Consider the following 16731-nt stretch of genomic DNA (forward strand, 5'->3'; position numbering starts at 1 on the left):
GGTCAGCGGGACGCGGTGGTGAGCTGCCGCGTGAACTGGTTCGTCGGTCGGGTCAGCCCGTAGTGCTCGCGCAGGGTGGTCCCGGTGTACTCGGTGCGGAACAGCTCGCGGCGTTGCAGGATCGGCACGACGTGATCGACGAACGTCTCCAAACCGGACGGCAGCACGGGAGGCATGATGTTGAAGCCGTCGGCCGCGCCGCCGCGGTACCACTGCTCGATGGCGTCGGCGACCTGCTCCGGCGTGCCGGCGAAGGTGCGGTGCCCGCGCCCGCCGCCGAGCCGGCCGATGAGTTGGCGGACGGTCAGGCGTTCGCGCCGGGCCAGGGTGACGATCAGCGTGTACCGGCTCTTGGCGCCCTCGATCTCGTCCTCGCTCGGCAGGTCGGCGGGGAGTTCCCGGTCCAGGTCGAGGTTCTCCGGGGCGACCCGCAACGTCGTGGCGAGCTGTTGCCGGGCGTACTCCGGTTTGATCAACCGGTCCAACTCCTCCTCCAGCGCGTGGGCCTCGGCCTCGGTGGCCCCGATGGCCGGCACGATGCCCGGCAGGATCTTGATGGTGTCCGGGTCGCGGCCGGCCTGCGCGGCACGCCGCTTGAGGTCGCGGTAGAACGCCTGCGCCTCGCCGAGCGTCTGCTGGGCGGTGAAGACGGCCTCCGCGTAGCGGGCGGCCAGGTCCTTGCCGTCCTCGGACGACCCGGCCTGCACCAGCAGTGGATAGCCCTGGGGTGAGCGCGGGACGTTGAGTGGGCCGGCCACCTTGAAGTACCGCCCCGAGTGCTCCGGCGGATAGAGCAGCTCGTCGTCGCCCCACCGCCCGGCGTCCTTGTCGCCGAGCGGCGCGGCGTCGTCCCAGCTGTCCCAGAGCTTCTGGGACACCTCGATGAACTCGGCTGCCCGCTCGTACCGGTCCCGGTGCGCCGGCAGGTCGTCGAGGTTGAAGTTCCGGGCGGCCTTCTCGCCAGCGGTGGTGACGATGTTCCAGCCGGCCCGGCCGCCACTGACGTGATCCAGCGAGGCGAAGCGGCGGGCCAGGTTGAACGGCTCGTTGTACGTCGTCGACGCCGTCGCGATGAGCCCGATGTGGCTCGTCGCTCCGGCCAGGGCGGTGAGCAGCACGGTGGGCTCCAGAGTGCCGCCCGGCCGTCGACCGATGCTGTTCCACAGCACCGGACTGTCGGCGAGGAACAGGGAGTCGAGCTTGCCACGCTCGGCGATGCGGGCCAGGCGCGTGAAGTGTTCGACGTCGGTCTGCGCGAACGGGTCGCTGTCGGGCAGGCGCCAGGCGGCCTCGTGGTGGCCGACGCCCATCAGGAACGCGTTGAGGTGCAGCATGGTCATCCTTCTGTCTGGTCGACGCCGAGCGCCCGCAGCAGGGTCTCGCGGTACGCGAGGAACTGCGGCTGTCGGTACGACCTCGGGGCGGGCAGGTCGATGGCGAGGTCGACGGCGATCCGCCCGCTGTCCAGCAGCAGCACGCGGTCCGCGAGAGTGATGGCTTCGTCGACGTCGTGGGTCACGAGCAGCACCGTGGGTCGGTGCCGGGCATGCAGCACGCGCAGGAGGGCGTGCATGCGCAGGCGGGTCAGCGCGTCCAGCGCGCCGAACGGCTCGTCGGCGAGCAGGAGGTCCGGTTCGGACACCAGCGCCCGGGCCAGCGCCACGCGTTGCTGCTCGCCGCCGGACAGCTCATTGGGCCAGGCCCGTTCCCTGCCGGCGAGGCCGACCTCGGCGAGCGCGGCATGGCCGCGTTCGGTGGCGTCCGGCCCGCGCAGGCCGAGGATGACGTTGTCCAGCACGCGCTGCCACGGCAGAAGTCGGGCATCCTGGAAGATGACAGATGATTTTTCCGGTACGTCGATCAGGCCTGAGCCGGTGGCGTCGCCGTCCAGGCCGGCGAGCGCACGCAGCATGGTGCTCTTGCCCGAGCCGCTGCGCCCCAGCAGCGCGACGAACTCGCCGCTGATGATCTCCAGGTCGAACCCGTCGAGGATCACCCGGTCCCCGAACCCCCGCGCCAGGCCGTGCACCCGTACGGCGCGGGACGCGGTCAGTCCGCCAGCGTGCGTCGCCACGACAGCGCCCTCCTCTGCGCGAGCCGGACGGCGCCGTCGGAGAGCAGCCCGAGCAGTCCGTACAGCACGAGTCCAACGATGATCACGTCGGTCTGGCCGTACGAGCGAGCCAGCTCCATCATGTAGCCGATGCCGCTGGTGGAGTTGATCTGCTCGACGACCACCAGGGACAGCCACGCCCCGACGACCGCGAACCGCATGCCGAGCAGGAAGCCGGGCAGGGCGCCGGGCAGCACGATCCGGCGGATGAAGGCGGTACGCCGCAGCCGTAGCGACTCGCCCAGTTCGACGTACCGACTGTCGATGGTGCGCAGCCCGTTGTGGGTATGTATGTAGACGGGAACGAACACGCCCAGCGTGATGGTGATGACCTTCATCTGCTCGCCGATGCCGAACCAGAGGACGAGCAGCGGAATCAGCGCGAGGGCCGGGATGGCCCGCTTGATCTGGACCGGGCCGTCGAGGAGGGCCTCGCCCCACCGGCTCAGACCGGCGAGCACGGCCAGCACCGTGCCGACGGCCGTGCCGATGGCGAGGCCCAGGCCGGCCCGTTGAGCGGAGATGGCCAGGTTGTCCTGCAACCGCCCGTCGGCGATGAGGTCACCTGCCGTGGTCACCACGGTCCAGGGCGCCGACAGGGTGCGGGGGTCGATCCAGCCGGTTGCCGAGCCGGCTGCCCACACCGCCAGCAGCAGGGTCGGGCCGAGCGCCGCCCCGAACGGGATGGGGCGGCGCGGCGTGAGCCGGCGTCGCGCCCGGCCGGCGGGAGCGGCGGCGTTCGACCGGGGTCGGGCCAGGGTCGAGGCGGTCACTGGGCACCTCCGGCAGTCAGTGCCTGCGCGCCCAGCGATTCGTACCGTCGGTCGTACAGGTCCTCGGCCGTGAGGCGCTTGTTGCCGGTCTCCTTCGCCAGCAGGTCGATGGTCTCCTGGTGCCGGGCGATGGCCTCGGTCCAGCTCGCCGGGATGTCGGCCACGCCACTGTTCGCGACCAGCCACCTGCCGTCGTCGGCGGTCAGGCCCTGGTCCTTGACGTAGTAACGCTCGATCCACTCGTCCGGATTGGCCTCGCGCCACCGCCAGGCCCGCGCCCACGCCTGCACGTACTCGCGGACCGCCGCGGCCTTCGCCGGATCACCGAGCACGGTGACGGGCGCGTACAGGTGACCGGGGTCGTCGCGCAGGCCGTGCGCGATCGTCGTGCCGCCGTCCCGGGTGTACTTGGACTCGTACCGCTTGATCTGCACACCGCCGATCGGCGCGACCTCGACCTGGCGGCTGGCGAGCGCGGTGTTGTAGACATCGCCCGTGCTCGGCAGCTCGACCAGCCTGACGTCCTTCTTGGTAAGGCCGGCCTTGTGCAGCACCCGCAGTACCAGTGCCCCCTGCGCCTGGCCCGGGCTGTACGCGATCTTCTTGCCCGCGAGGTCGGTGAGGGTGGCGACCGTGACGCCCGGTGCGATGCCGAGCCGGTAGATGGCGTGGTTGAGCGGGTCCTGGCGGAACTTCGAGGCCACGATCTTCGTGGGGATACCCGTCCAGTGCGAGTGGATCGGCGGGATGTCCGCCACCGAGCCGATGTCCAGCGCCTTCGCGCGGAACGCCTCCAGGGTCTGCGGGCCGCCGCTGATGTTCGCCCACTCCACCTCGAAGCTGAACGTGTCGGCCTCGCCGGAGAACTCGATCGCCTTCTGGTGCTCCTTGTCTCCGACGACGAGCTTGGTGCCCTTCGGCACGGCCTGCGGCAGCGGGGCGCCCGCGGCCAACGCGGCAACGGGTGGGTCGTCACCGGCGCAGGCGGTCAGGCCCAGGGTGACCGCGCCGAGGGTCGCGGACAGCAAAGCCCGACGGTCCAGGAGGGATGGTGAGGTCACTTACAGCTCCTTCGTCGCTGGTTGCAGGGCGGCGTAGCGCCCCATGTGGTAGAGCAAAGGCGCCCCGTCGCGGTGGCTGGCGGCCAGCGGCTCGGCGATCACGATGGTGTGGTCGCCCGCGGGTACCCGTTGGGTCACGCGACACAGGAGCCACGCGACCGGCTCGTCCAGCAGCGGCACCCGGTGCGGCCCGTACCGCCACGCCGGATGTGCGGCGAACCGGTCGATGCCGCTCGTCGCGAAGGTTCGCGCGACGTCCTCCTGGTCCTCACCGAGCAGGTGCACCGCGACGTGCTCCGCGTCGGCGATCGTCGGCCAGCTCGACGACGATCGGGCCAGGCAGAACGACACCAACGACGGCCGTAGCGACACCGACGTGAGCGAGGAGACGGTGAACCCGACCGGTGGCTCGCCCGCGGCGGTGACCACCGCGACCCCGGCGGCGTGCCGCCGCAGAAGAGCACGGAACATGGTCGCGTCGAGCGGGGTCACGGGTTCGGCGATGACGGTCATGGCTGTCCTCCTGGGTCGACGACGACAGCTACGCGCCACCACGGGTACGCGTGGACCCAGGGCGGTGAGCAACTGTCGATCGGTACGAGGAATCGGCTGCCGGTCATCGTCGAGCCGGCGGCGCGAGTGGAAACAGAGAGGATCGCGGGCTCAGCGGCAGCAGCCGCAGGCGGCGGTCCAGCCACGGCAGCATCCCTGCGACACCGCGATCGCGGTGCCCTGAAGCAGGGTGTGTTGGCTGGTCACGGATACGACGCTAACCCACATTTCCTATGTGTCAAGTAGGGTTTCAGGCGCTGGGACGTACGGGTGGTGTTTTGAGGCCATCGACCGGCGCGGCGGTCGGCCGTCGACGATCCGCAGCCGGAACCCTCGTACTCTTAAGGTTCTTTGAAGTTCTTCCGCTCCGCTTGATGGTCGGCAAACCGGCTCACTAACCTCATCTCGTCCGGATCACCCTCAGCTCCACGATCCGGGCGAAACGTCCCCTGAGGAAAGTGGCCACTGTCATGAGGCTGTCCCGCCGTACCCTGCTCGGCTCCGCGATGGCCGGCACCGCGGCCACCGTCGCCGGCGTCCCGCTCGACGCCCTGACGGCCGGTCCCGCCGCCGCGGCGGTCAGCCCGCCCGGCGACGTGGTCGGAAAGATCACCGTCGGCTACCAGGGGTGGTTCACCGGGGCCGGCGACGGAAGCCCGCTGTCGGGCTGGTGGCACTACGGCCAGGACTGGCAGAAGACCCCCTCGCCCGTCAACGAGGCGCTCAAGTCGTGGCCGGACGTGCGCGACTACGACCGGGTGTACAAGACCGGATACCAGAACCTGGGCAACGGGCAGCCCGCCTCGCTGTTCTCGTCCTACGACCAGCAGACCGTGGACACCCACTTCCGCTGGATGCGGGAGAACGGGCTGGACACCGCCGCGCTGCAGCGCTTCAACCCGGTCGGCGGAGAGGGCCCGATCCGCGACGCCGTCACGATCAAGGTCCGCAACGCGGCCGAGGAGTTCGGCCGCAAGTTCTACATCATGTACGACGTCAGCGGCTGGACGGACATGCAGCAGCAGATCAAGGACGACTGGACGAGCAAGATGAAGGCGTACACGGTCTCCCCGGCGTACGCCAGGCAGAACGGCAAGCCCGTCGTCGGCATCTGGGGATTCGGCTTCAACGACAGCAACCATCCGTGGAGCGCCCCGGTCTGCCTGGACGTCATCAACTGGTTCAAGGCGCAGGGCGTGTACGTCATGGGTGGTACGCCGACGCACTGGCGCAGCGGCGACAGCAACGGCGACTCGCGGTCCGGCTTCTCCGACGTCTACCACGCGTACGACATGATCTCGCCGTGGATGGTGGGCCGGATCGGCGACGTGGCCGGGTCGGACTGGTTCTACACGAACGTCACGCTGCCCGACGTGCAGGACTGCGTGGCGCACGGCATCGACTACCAGCCCTGCGTGCTCCCCGGTGACCTGCAGGAGCGTCAGCGTGCGCACGGCGACTTCATGTGGCGGCAGTTCTACAACGTGATCAGGGCCGGCGCGCCGGCGATCTACATCTCGATGTTCGACGAGTACAACGAGGGCAACCAGATCGCCAAGACGGCCGAGACCGCCGCGTTCGTCCCGGTCGGCTCGAAGTTCCTGCCGTTGGACGAGGACGGCACGAAGTGCTCGGCGGACTACTACCTGCGGCTCAGCGGTGACGGTGGTCGGATGCTCAAGGGCGCGATCGCGCTGACCCCCACCCGGCCGACCGCACCGGTGCTCGGCTCCACTCCGACCGCGCCCGCCGCCGTCGGCATCCGGTCCCGGGCCAACGGCCGCTTCGTCGGGGGCTCGCCGTTGGTCGCCTCGCTGACCTCGGCGTCGGAGACGTTCACCGTCGTCGACGCCGGTGGCGGACTGGTGGCCCTTCGATCCAGCAGGACCGGCAGGTACGTCTGCGCGGAGCAGGCCGGCGCGGCGGCGTTGGTGGCCGACCGCGACGCGATCGGCGGCTGGGAGACGTTCACGAAGGTGACGAACCCGGACGGCAGCGTCAGTTTCCGCAGCGCCGCGAACGGCAGGTACGTCTGCGCGGAGGACGCCGGCGCCGGGGCGCTGATCGCGAATCGCACGGCGATCGGCCCGTGGGAGTCCTTCGACCTCGTCTAGGGGCGCGGTCCTGGCCTGTGGCAGAGCGGGTGTCGCGGGCCAGGACCGTCGTTACGGCTGCCTCGTCAGGCTGGCACGTGTCCGGCCGTCCAGCACGCCGAGTGTGCAGGCCTTCGGCGAACGCCGTGGATCTGTCGGGGCATGGATGGTCCGGGAGCCCGGGGTGGGCGGCACCCGGCCCGCCGTCCGGGAGGACTGTTCCGGAACACCAAAGTGCCACGGCTCGGGCCCGGTTGTCGCGGACGGTAACGCTCAGGTTCGTATCAGTTGACATCCGGATTCATGATGACCCGGATGCGACGAGTAGCGAAAGCGATGATCAACCGTCATTGGGGCCTGACGGAGATGGTCGGCGCCGTGCTCGGGTCGATGGTTGGTGGCGTGGCCGGTTGGGTGTTCGGCAGCGGCGCGGGCTATGCCGGCTGGGTCGGCGTCACGCTCGCCGCGTACTTTCTGGGACTGGGGCCCGTCGTCGTCGCGATCGAGCACGAGCGGGGCGTTCTACGTGGCCTGGGGGTCGCTGTCTCGCGCGTCGCCTGGTCTGTCGCCGGCGCGGCGGTGGTGGCGGTGCTCATGACAATCGTCGCCATGCCGCTGGCCGCGATCCTGGTCGCCCCGGTGGGCGGTTGGCTACTGGAGCGCTTTCCCAACGCAACGGACGCTCTGGTCCAGGGGGTGCTCGTGGCGGTCAGCGTCGCCATCGTCGGACTGCTGGTCAAGACGAAGATCGGGTCTGTGGTCCTGGGCTTCGCGTTCCGCGGAATGGGCAACGGCGCTTTCATGATCGTTCCAGTGGTGTGGCTGGTGTTCATGGCGCTGCCGACCTACCCGATCGTCCTGTTGATCGTCTGGCTGCACGGGTGGATCGGAGGGCTCTTCGGTCTGACGCTGGGCGCCGCAGTCGGTGGCTTCCACGGATATCGGTCCGCGGGCGACATATCCATCGAGGCGGGGCAGGACTGGTGACGGCGTCGCGATGCCAGGGGCGGCGATCCCGCGCAACCGGGCCGTGATCACCGTTCGCGAAACGCCATCTGTGCTTCTCACTGCTTGATACTCCGGGCGCGCAGTGTCTGCTCATCCCCCCGGGCGACCAAGGTCGGGCTCGAACCACCTACTTCCGTCCATGATGGACCGGGCCGGCCGAATCCGCTGGGCGGTTGAACCTCCCGGACGCCGCTGCGTAGAAGGGGGCCGGGACGGAAGGATGCGATGATGCGAGGGCGTGGAGGGCAGCGGTGTTGATGCGGAAAGCGCTGGCGACGGTGCTGCTGATGGTCGGTCTGGTGCTGACCGCGCCGACGGTACCGGCGGTTGCGGCACCGGACGAGACAGGAAGGTACTACGTGGTCGGACCGCCGGTGAACGGCCAGCGGGAGTACCTGTACGACATCGCCCTGCGTACCCTTGGTAACGGCAACCGGTTCCGGGAGATCACGCAGCTCAACATCGGCAGAAAGCAGCCCGACGGCGGCACCTTCACCGACGGCGTCGAGTTGCGACCCGGCTGGCTTCTCGTGCTGCCGCGCGACGCCAGGGGATCCGGGGTGCGCAGTGGAGCGCTGCCGACGATCGGGGTGAAGTCCTCGCCACCCGGCGGGAGCGCTGCGGCGCCCAAGCCGAGCACCACTGCGGTGAAACCCAGTTCTACGGCGTCCAGCGCCGTCGCCCGGTCCCCGACGCCGGCCCCGGCGGTGACGGAGAGCGCCGCCGCCCCACGGGCCTCCGGCAACCCCGACGCTGGTCGGTTCGCGCCCCTCCTGGTCAGGGGTGGTGCCGGCATCCTCGCGATAGTGCTCGCCATGTTCGCCGTGCTGACGCTGCGTCGGGGCGGGTACCGCTTGCGCACGGCTGCCCTCGACGACACCGGCCCGTGGCCGCCGGAGCGACACCACACCCCGGCCCCCGCCGAGGTCGCTACCGACACCGTTGACGGCGCGACTGCCGCAGCCCCGCTACCGCAGGAAACGCCCGCGCCGCCTCGTGCGTCCCCGCCGTCCAGCCCGTCGTGGCCCCTGCCGCCATCGCGAACCGTGCCGCCGCCACGTACTCCGACGCCAACCGCCTTGCCGTCAGAGCCGCAGGCACTGGAGCCGCTGCCGGCAGAGTCGCTGCCGGCAGAGCCGCGGGCAGCAGAGCCGCTACGAGCAGAGTCGCGGGCAGCAGAGCCGCTACGAGCAGAGCCGCTACGAGCAGAGCCGCTACGAGCAGAGCCGCTGCCGGCAGAGCCGCGGGCGGTGGGGTCGCGGCCGGCGGCTCTGGCCCCAGGCGAGGTGCCCTATCTGCGGGCCGATCTGCTCAGCGAGGAAGGTCCCGTGCACGTCCGACTGGTCGGAGCAGCGAAGCGTCGGGAGACACCCGCCTACGCCTGGCTCGGCGAAACGGAACCGGCGCCCCCGGCAACCGTGCCGCTGGTGCTGGGCAGGCAGGGCCCGTGGCGGCTCCACGTCGATCTCGGCCAGGTACCCGACGTCCTCACGGTTGTCGGGGCCCTCGACGTTTGCCAGCGGCTGGCCACCGCACTCGCCCGACGACTCCACTCCGAGGGCGTCCGGGTCGCCGTGGTCGGTGAAGCGCTCGGCGCGGTGGACCTGAACGGCTACGAGACGCTGCCCGGCCTGCCGTCACCGCCACCTCCGGGCGAGGGGCCGCCGGATCCGTGCGTGATCTTCGTCGCTGGCCTGCCGGCAGGCGCGGCGGACGACATGCGCGGGCTCGCCGCAGCGACAGGCGGTCGCTACGTGCCGGTCGTGGTCGGTCCGATCCCCGGCGGCCGGTGGTCGGTTCGGGTGGGGGACGGAGGCTGAACCTGGCTGAGTACGGCCGGGAGCGGCCCGGTCACGGTCCCCGGCACGCGCCGCCAGGCGTGCTCCTCTGCGCGGTACACGCGGCGGACCTGGACACGCTCGTACGAGCGGCTGCCCACGATCAGCTCCACCCCGGCGGCCCGGAGCCGCTCGGCCTGGCTCCGCAGCCGGGTGAGCGGGGCGAGCATCTCGGCCGTCGACGTGACGTCGATCGTGCGGCCCCGGGGCACCCGGACCTCCAGCAGGAGCCGGCCCGGCCGGGCCGGCGGGGCCTTGCGGTGCAGACGCAGCCAGCCGCGTGGCAGGCGGCTGCCCGACGCCGGTACGAGGGCGTACGCCCGCCGGCTGCCGACACCGGGCCAGCGGCGGACATCGTTGGGCAGGCCGGCGATCGTCCGGTACCGGGAAGAGCAGTGGATTCGCAGCGGTCCGTCTGCGCAGTCGGTCGTTGGAAGGAGCCGGCCGAACCGGTAGGTGCGGAATCCGCTGAGCGGGGACACCCGGTCCAGCCGTCCCGCCGGCAGCAGATAGGCGTCGTTGACTCCGCGCAGATGCTGCAGACGCGCGGGTATGTGCGAGCGGAGCGTCGTCATGGGGATCGCGCCTCCGGGCGCGACGCGTACCCGCAGCAGGTAGGTGTCGTTCGGCACGGCACCCGGGTCCAGGAGGGCGGTCAGGAAGAGCTCGGCGCTCTGCACGCCCTCGGCGACCGCGCGGGCGGGGTCCACGGGGCAGACGACGAACGCCTCGAACTCTTCGGCGTTGACCTGCTGCCCGGGTGGAAGCCACGCGGGGCCGTACACCGGGGCCCGACGACTCTCGGTGATCAGGGCGGGGCGATCAAGGGCCGTGGCCGGTACGGTGACCGGATCGTGCGCCGAATCCGGCTGATCCGCCGGCGTGGAGGCGGGCAGCGCGAGCCGCGGGGACACCGTGATGCGGACGCGGGCCAGCGCCGGCACGAGGAGACCGTCCGGCGTCGCACGCAGTGCCAACGGGCCGGCGGCGGATCCGGGCCGGTACGCGTGCCACTCACCGGCGTTTCCGGCGGGGTCGAGCGCGCGGAGGTCGCGGCCACCGTCGACCAGCTCGGCGCTGCCGCCCGGCGCCGGTGTCCAGACCGTGGCGCCGGTCTGCTCGGCGAGGTCCCGTGCCTGCTCGGCGAGGCCCCGCTGCTCCTGCGGATCTGACGGCCAGGTGACCCAGAGCCGCAGGTCACTGCCGTACAGCGGAAGGTCGCCGAGGAGGGCGGCGAGTTGCTCACCACCGTGCACCGTCTGGGTCCCGCCGTAATCCCCGACGAGGAATCCCTCTGCCCGCGCCGTGACGGCGACGGTGACCAGTCCGTCCGATGTGGCAGTGAGCTGGTGTGCGATGGCGCGACGGGTCACGAAGTCGGCCCGGGTGGCGAGGGCGAGTCCGGCCGGCAGCGGGAGGCCGACCAGACCGGTACGGGGACGGACCACACCCCGGTCGACTGCGAACCAGCCGGGCAGCGGGGTGGCGAGGTCCGGCGGTTGGATCACGACCCAGTCCATGCTGCGGCGGGTGACCCGGTCCAGCGGTACCGCGTGCAGCGGGCCACCCTCCGCGTTCTCCTGGCGCCGGTACCGGTGTCGGACGTCGGCGCCGTCGGGGCTCACGAGCACGTCATGTCCGAGCAGGCCGGCGACCTCGCTGAACAGGTCCCTGTTGCGGGTGCCGTCGCTGGTCAGGATCCGGACGTCGTGCGCGGCCTCACCGGATCGTCGGACCAGGTCGGTGATGCCTCGCGCATTGAGCGGCACGCTGGGCTCGGTCGGCACCACCAGCCCGCCTTCGGGCCCCGGCTCCAGCCAGAGGTCGAACAGGCCGGCGATCCGCAGGTGTCTGCGCGGGTCAAACCGTCGGGTGGCCGGCAGCTCGTCGATGCCCGCGTCGATCGTCGGTGTCACCGGGTTCATGCGCTCACCACCATCCATCCACTCTGCCTTCGTGCCCGCCGGGATCGGGGCGGCCAGCCGCGATCCACCGCACGCCGCGCTCTCGGTACCCTCGGTCCGCCGACACCAGATCTGCCCACACCACGAAGTTGATGAAACTTCGGTTCAGATTGATTTGAACCAACCGGCCGCTGATCCGCAATAGACGGTGACAGCCGAGGCGATCGGGCTCGGCGATTGAAGGAGGACATCAGTGCTAGCGAAGCGTCCAACCCTTGCACGCCTGATGGCGGTCGTTGCGACTGCCTGCTGCGTGCTCGTGGCGGCGGCGGGAGCGGCTGCGGCTCAGGCGCCCACCCCGGACCCGCAGGCATATGTCAAGTTCTACGTGGTCGCGGCGGAGCACCAGGGGCAGCCGGAGAACCTGACCGAGATCTCGGTGCGCTTCCTCGGTAGCGGCGAACGGTCGGCGGAGATCTACAACCTGAACGCGGGGCGTGTCCAGGCCGACGGCGCGGGCCTGACCGATCCGGCCAAGCTCAACCCCGGCTGGCGCCTGGTGCTTCCGTGGGACGCAGCAGGTGAGGGCGTGCAGTATGGCCAGCTCCCGCCCGGCCCGAAGCCCTCCCGGCCCGGCCCGAAGCCGTCCCGGACCGGCCCGAAGCCGCCGGTCACCACGTCGCCCTCGGCCGGACCCGGCCCGGGCGCTTCGCCGAGCGGGCCACCGAACGGCAGCGGCGCGCCTTCCGGGTGCACCGCCACCGCCGGGTCGAGCAGCCGATCCAACTGGGCCCAGCTGCGGCTGGCGGCCGACGGCGCCTGGGATATGAGCCGGGGCAACGGTGTCATGGTTGCCGTGGTCGATTCCGGTGTGGACGGCAAGCTCCCGCAGCTCAATGGTCGGGTTGCCGTCGGCGCGGACGTCACCGCCGGGAACGGCCGGGGTGATACCGACTGCCTCGGTACCGGCACCGCGATGGCGTCCATCATCGCCGCGAGCGCTTCCACCAGCGCCGACAAGACTCCCGTCGGCATCGCGCCCGACGCCACGATCCTGCCCATCCGGATGCTGGGGCCCTCCGCGAGCAGTCGGGCCATGGACGCCTCGAACGCCATCGAGGTGGCGGTCAGCGCCGGCGCCTCGGTCGTCGCGCTGGGCGCCGACGTCGACCTCGGAGCCCCCACGGTGGCGGCGTCCATCACCACGGCGTTGAACCACGACGTGGTCGTGGTGGCGGGGGCGCCGACGAAACCGGTCACCGCCCCATCGGGCTCTGAGCGGTCCGCGACCGGTGCGCTGCTCCTGGCCGGTGGTGTCGGCGCCGATGGGCAGCTCGCCGAGGAGTACCAGCAGGGGACAGTGGAGGTCGTCGCTCCGGGGGTCGAGGTGGCGAGTCTCGGGATCAGTGGCACCGGGGTGATGAGCAACACGGGTACCCGGTTCGCGGTGGCGTTCGTGGCCGGTCAAGCGGCGCTCGTCCGGGCGGCCTACCCCGACCTGACTGCCGTTCAGGTGAAGGAACGCATTCGGAGTACGGCCGACGCGATGGAGAACGGGGACGCCCGATATGGCGCCGGAATGATCAATCCGGCTGCCTCCGTGGCCAAGAAGCTCGACGAGGAGCGGCAGGTGTCCGGCGAGCAGAACGCGGGGGGCGGCGGTGGGACCGCGCTCGCCGTCCTCCTCGGCCTCGGGCTGGTCGCCGCGATCGGTCTTGTCTTCGCGATCCGCTTCCGGCGCCGCGCGATCGGATAGCGGAGCAGGCGCGGCCCGGGTACGCGGACGAGCCGCGTACCCGGGCCGTTCGTCAGCGCCAGGCCCACTGCTGCTCGCGGTTCTCCACGAAGGTCCAGACGAGCAGCGGCTTGTTCGGCACGTTCACGTTCGCATCCAGCGCCTTGAGGATGTGCAGGTTGAGAACGCCGCCCTTGCTGTTCATCCGCCACACCTGGGTGGGGCTTCCGTTACAGGTGGCGGCCATGACGGCCGCCCCGTCCTTATTGGCGCCCTCCTGCACGTCCATGCAGAGGCCCGAGGCGCGGAACGTTCCGTCGGCGAGTACCACCCACCACTGGGTCGGGTCGTCGTTGTCGCACGTCTTCAAGGTCAGCCGGGTCCCCCCGACGGTCCCGCCGGTGCTGACGCAGAGCTTGCTCATCGGGTGGTAGAGCTGCTTTGCGCCGACGGGACGGACGGGCTGCTTGGAAGGCGTCGGCGGGGCCGGCGGATCGCCGGCCGTCGGGGTCGGCGTGCCCGGACCGGCCGGCGTCGGCGCGGCAGGGGTCACCGACGGTGGCGCGGGCGTGGACGGGGCCGGCTTGGCGCCGACCACCAGCCGCCCGTCGAGCGCGTAGAAGTCGGTGAGTGACTTGACCGACTTCAGGAAGGCCTTGGTGTCGCCGTCGAGGACGCCGCCGCTCTGCCGCACCGCGGTCGGGCCGCTGCGGTAGGCGGCGAGCGCGAGCAGGTAGGGGTCGCCCTCAAGGGGGGACAGTTCGCCGGCCATCGCACACATGGCGGTGCCGACGGCCGGGATCGCGACGGCGGGCTCCCAGGCGGAGGCGTCGCTTGGCCCGTACGCCTGCCACACCTCGGGAAGGAACTGTGCGATTCCCCGCTGGCCGGCGGGCCCGAGCAGGTTCGGGTCGAACCTGGAGAGCGCCATCAGCTGCGCCGCGACCGCCGGGGGAGTCACGGCCGGGCAGACCGAGCCGGCCCGCAGGAGCAGATCGACGTACTCGTTCGGGACTCCCTTGGCGTCCACCTCCGGCCCGGTCGGCGCGACGCCACCGGGCCCGCCGAGATGGGTCCGCTTCCCGTAGTACGCGGCGTAGCCGCTGACCTGGTCGACGTAGTCGACCGCGTCCGGCGGCACCGCGCCGGCCGTGGTCACCGACTCCAGGCCGCTGTGGAAGGCGGCGACCGACAGCCGCCACGAGTCACCGGAGACGTTGGCGAGGCGCAGCTTGCCGCTGTAGTCGCACACCTGGTGAGCCAGTGCGACGATGTTCGCGGCCCCGTCGGAGCGTTCCGCGTCCGGCCACGGCTTCCAGAGTTTCCAGTCCTGGTTGTCGAGTCCGGCGATGCCCGTGCCTCCGGATGCGGTCTCCGTCGCGCTCCAGGCCAGTTTCGACTCGGCCATGAGCTGGCCGGCGAGCCGGGCCGGGCTCAGCATCGGGCAGGAACGGGCTGCGGCCACGATGACCGCGGCCTGTTCGTCGGAGACCGGTCCGCCGATCAGCTGGTCGCGGGCCGAGGCGACGCCCCAGCCGATCGCGGCGATCGCCGCGCAGACGACGGCCAGGGCAGCTGCGGCGACGGCCACGATTCGGCGCGGTGTCCGGCCGAACCAGGGCCGGATGGTGCGGGGGTCGGTTGTCACGGGGCCATCCCTTTCGGCGGGGCGACATCACTGTCGTGACGGATCAGCTGCCGCATATGTTCACCGCACGACCACGAATCCATCAAATTTTGTCTCCCCGGCGATTGAACCGGAGGGGGGTCGGGACCGTGGACGTGGCTGTCTTCGACGGTTCGCGCCTCGCTGCGCCCCACCGTCCAGCATGCCGATCGATGGAGGTGTGTCCGTTGCTGACCAGACGAAAGATGCTCGGACTGGGGGTCGCCGGTGCGGCGGTGGTGGGTGTGCCGCTGGTGGCGACACCGTTACTGGCGCGAGCCAGGGCCGAGGGTGGACTGCCGCTGACCGTGGTCAACAGTACCGGTCGCTACGCGAACTCCTCGATCCACATGTACATCACCGGGTACGACCCCGTGACCAGGCAGATGGGCTACGTCAGGAGCCCGGGGAGGTTCACCCCCGCCTCGTTCGCGGACAACGGCTCGGACGGGTTCCTGGACATCGCCGTCCCCCTCGCCGAGGAGGGCGCCACTCCGTTCGTCCTGCCGATGCTCGACGGTGGACGGATCTACTTTTCGATCGACGGGCGGCTGCGCTTCAAGGTGGTCGACGGTGGCGGAAAGCCGATGTTGCAGGAGCCGGCGGGGTCCGTCGAGAGCGATCCGAACTTCGGGGTGCTCTGGGATTTCTGGGAGTTCACCTACAACCCGAACGGCATGCACTGCAACACCACGATGGTCGACATGTTCAGCATCCCGATCGCGACGCGGCTGGTCGGCGCGGGAGAACACACCGCCGGGAAGCTCACCGACGGCGGCCGGGACGCGATCTTCGCGGAGGTGGCACGGCAACCCGGGTATGAGCGGCTGATCATCGGAGACGGGCTTCGCGTCATCGCGCCGGGTCACGGCATCGTCGCGGGTCGCTTCTCGCCCACCTACTTCGACGGCTATATCGTCGAGGTGTGGGATCGGTACCGTGGCACCGACCTGCGTGTCTCCAACGAGTTCGGCGCCTTCACCGGTCGGGTGGGCGACGACGGGAGGATGCACTTCGACGGTGGGATCGGCGCCTTCGACCGGCCGACCACGATGGACGTGCTCATGTGCAACGGCACGTTCAGCAGGCCCAATGACGCGAGCGGAAAGGTGGCCGCGGCGCTGGCCGCCGGGTTCAACCGGTCGGTGCTGGACCGGCCGTTCCAACCCGTCGACGACCGAGCGGCCTTCTACCAGCACTCGGTGACCAACCACTACTCCCGGATCCTGCACAACCACTCCGCGAACGGTCGGGTGTACGGCTTCCCGTACGACGACATCGTCGGGGACGCCTCGTACATCCAGGATTCGACGCCCCGGGAGGTGACCGTCACCCTCACCCCGTTCGCCGGCGGCGAGGCGTCGTACCCGATCGCGCAGCCCCCGCCCGCGGCGGTGCCGGCCCCGGCCCCGACGGCCGCGGCGGGAGTGGCCGTCGCGGCCGGGACCGCCGGTGGTCAGGTCCGCGTCGCCGATCAGGAGATCGCCGCGTCCGGTTTCGACCGCGAGCAGGGTGTACGCCGAGAGCCCTGCGGCGAGGGCGGCGAGAACCTCTGTTCCATCGCCAACGGTGACTGGGTCGCCTACCACGGGGTCGAGTTCGGCGACCGGCCGATGACGCAGTTCGTCGTCCGGGTCGCCTCTGGCGCCGACCTGGGGCTCTCCGGGCTGATCCAGGTACGCCTGGACAGCGAGACGAGTCCGCCGATCGGAACCATCGCGGTGGCCAGCACCGGTGGTTGGCAGCGGTGGTTGACCATCCCGGGGAACATGGCGGCGGTCACCGGCCGGCACGACGTGTTCCTCACCTTCGCCAGCGGGCAGCCCCAGGAGTACCTGAACATCAGGTGGTTGCGCTTCGGACGGTGACACGGACAATCCTCTGTGGATCCCCACCGGCGGCCGGTCGCTCTCAATCGTCTCGTAGCCGAAACACGCCGACTGGCGGGTACGGCTATCCTCCCCGGAGAGCGTCCGGTCGAAAGCGGG

At 70.8% G+C, this 16731-nt stretch carries 12 protein-coding genes; 5 read left to right on the forward strand and 7 right to left on the reverse strand.

The window, feature by feature from the left end:
* Positions 1–2: 2 nt before the first annotated feature.
* The 5 genes from AB0B55_RS16215 to AB0B55_RS16235 are packed head-to-tail and all read right to left on the reverse strand — an operon-like array spanning position 3 to position 4460.
* Complete coding sequence (locus tag AB0B55_RS16215) at positions 3–1340, reverse strand: LLM class flavin-dependent oxidoreductase (protein ID WP_357172058.1); 1338 nt, start codon at positions 1338–1340, stop codon at positions 3–5.
* Entirely contained in the window at positions 1337–2074 is a 738-nt protein-coding gene (locus AB0B55_RS16220) for an ABC transporter ATP-binding protein (protein ID WP_357172059.1), read from the reverse strand. Before AB0B55_RS16220 ends, AB0B55_RS16215 begins: the two co-directional genes overlap by 4 nt.
* The gene (locus AB0B55_RS16225) at positions 2050–2886 is read right to left on the reverse strand and encodes an ABC transporter permease (protein WP_357172060.1); all 837 of its coding nucleotides are present in this window, start codon (positions 2884–2886) and stop codon (positions 2050–2052) included. Before AB0B55_RS16225 ends, AB0B55_RS16220 begins: the two co-directional genes overlap by 25 nt.
* Positions 2883–3947 carry an ABC transporter substrate-binding protein gene (locus AB0B55_RS16230; protein WP_357172061.1) on the reverse strand — a complete coding sequence of 355 codons (1065 nt, stop codon included), beginning with the start codon at positions 3945–3947 and terminating at the stop codon, positions 2883–2885. The genes AB0B55_RS16225 and AB0B55_RS16230 overlap by 4 nt, the downstream gene beginning before the upstream one ends.
* Positions 3948–4460 carry a flavin reductase family protein gene (locus tag AB0B55_RS16235; RefSeq protein ID WP_357172062.1) on the reverse strand — a complete coding sequence of 171 codons (513 nt, stop codon included), beginning with the start codon at positions 4458–4460 and terminating at the stop codon, positions 3948–3950. It abuts the gene before it with no gap.
* A 509-nt stretch (positions 4461–4969) separates the two neighbouring features.
* Between AB0B55_RS16235 and AB0B55_RS16240 the strand changes: the two genes are divergently transcribed.
* The 3 genes from AB0B55_RS16240 to AB0B55_RS16250 all read left to right on the forward strand — a co-directional run bounded on the left by AB0B55_RS16240 (position 4970) and on the right by AB0B55_RS16250 (position 9420).
* Positions 4970–6613, forward strand: a complete 1644-nt coding sequence (locus tag AB0B55_RS16240) for a lectin (RefSeq protein ID WP_357172063.1) — start codon at positions 4970–4972, stop codon at positions 6611–6613.
* A 294-nt stretch (positions 6614–6907) separates the two neighbouring features.
* Positions 6908–7579: a hypothetical protein gene (locus AB0B55_RS16245; RefSeq protein WP_357172064.1), complete on the forward strand. Its 672-nt coding sequence runs from the start codon at positions 6908–6910 to the stop codon at positions 7577–7579.
* Positions 7580–7851: 272 nt separating this feature from the next.
* Positions 7852–9420: a hypothetical protein gene (locus tag AB0B55_RS16250; protein WP_357172065.1), complete on the forward strand. Its 1569-nt coding sequence runs from the start codon at positions 7852–7854 to the stop codon at positions 9418–9420.
* Here the strand turns inward: AB0B55_RS16250 and AB0B55_RS16255 are convergent.
* Positions 9351–11363: a hypothetical protein gene (locus tag AB0B55_RS16255; RefSeq protein WP_357172066.1), complete on the reverse strand. Its 2013-nt coding sequence runs from the start codon at positions 11361–11363 to the stop codon at positions 9351–9353. The genes AB0B55_RS16250 and AB0B55_RS16255 overlap by 70 nt on opposite strands.
* 265 nt (positions 11364–11628) lie before the next feature.
* On the opposite strand from AB0B55_RS16255, the gene AB0B55_RS16260 reads away from it, so the two are divergent.
* A complete protein-coding gene (locus AB0B55_RS16260) occupies positions 11629–13098 on the forward strand; it encodes a S8 family serine peptidase (RefSeq protein WP_357172067.1) in 1470 nt (489 codons plus the stop codon).
* A gap of 52 nt (positions 13099–13150) precedes the next feature.
* Here the strand turns inward: AB0B55_RS16260 and AB0B55_RS16265 are convergent, their stop codons facing one another.
* Positions 13151–14725, reverse strand: coding sequence for a ricin-type beta-trefoil lectin domain protein (locus AB0B55_RS16265; RefSeq protein ID WP_357172068.1), 1575 nt, complete (start codon positions 14723–14725; stop codon positions 13151–13153).
* A 206-nt stretch (positions 14726–14931) separates the two neighbouring features.
* Here AB0B55_RS16265 and AB0B55_RS16270 point away from each other — a divergent pair, with 206 nt between their 5' ends.
* The gene (locus AB0B55_RS16270; RefSeq protein WP_357172069.1) at positions 14932–16611 is read left to right on the forward strand and encodes a beta-1,3-glucanase family protein; all 1680 of its coding nucleotides are present in this window, start codon (positions 14932–14934) and stop codon (positions 16609–16611) included.
* Positions 16612–16731 lie beyond the last annotated feature (120 nt).

This window comes from Micromonospora sp. NPDC049107, from assembly GCF_040648595.1.
In the GTDB taxonomy this organism is placed as follows: Bacteria; Actinomycetota; Actinomycetes; order Mycobacteriales; family Micromonosporaceae; genus Micromonospora.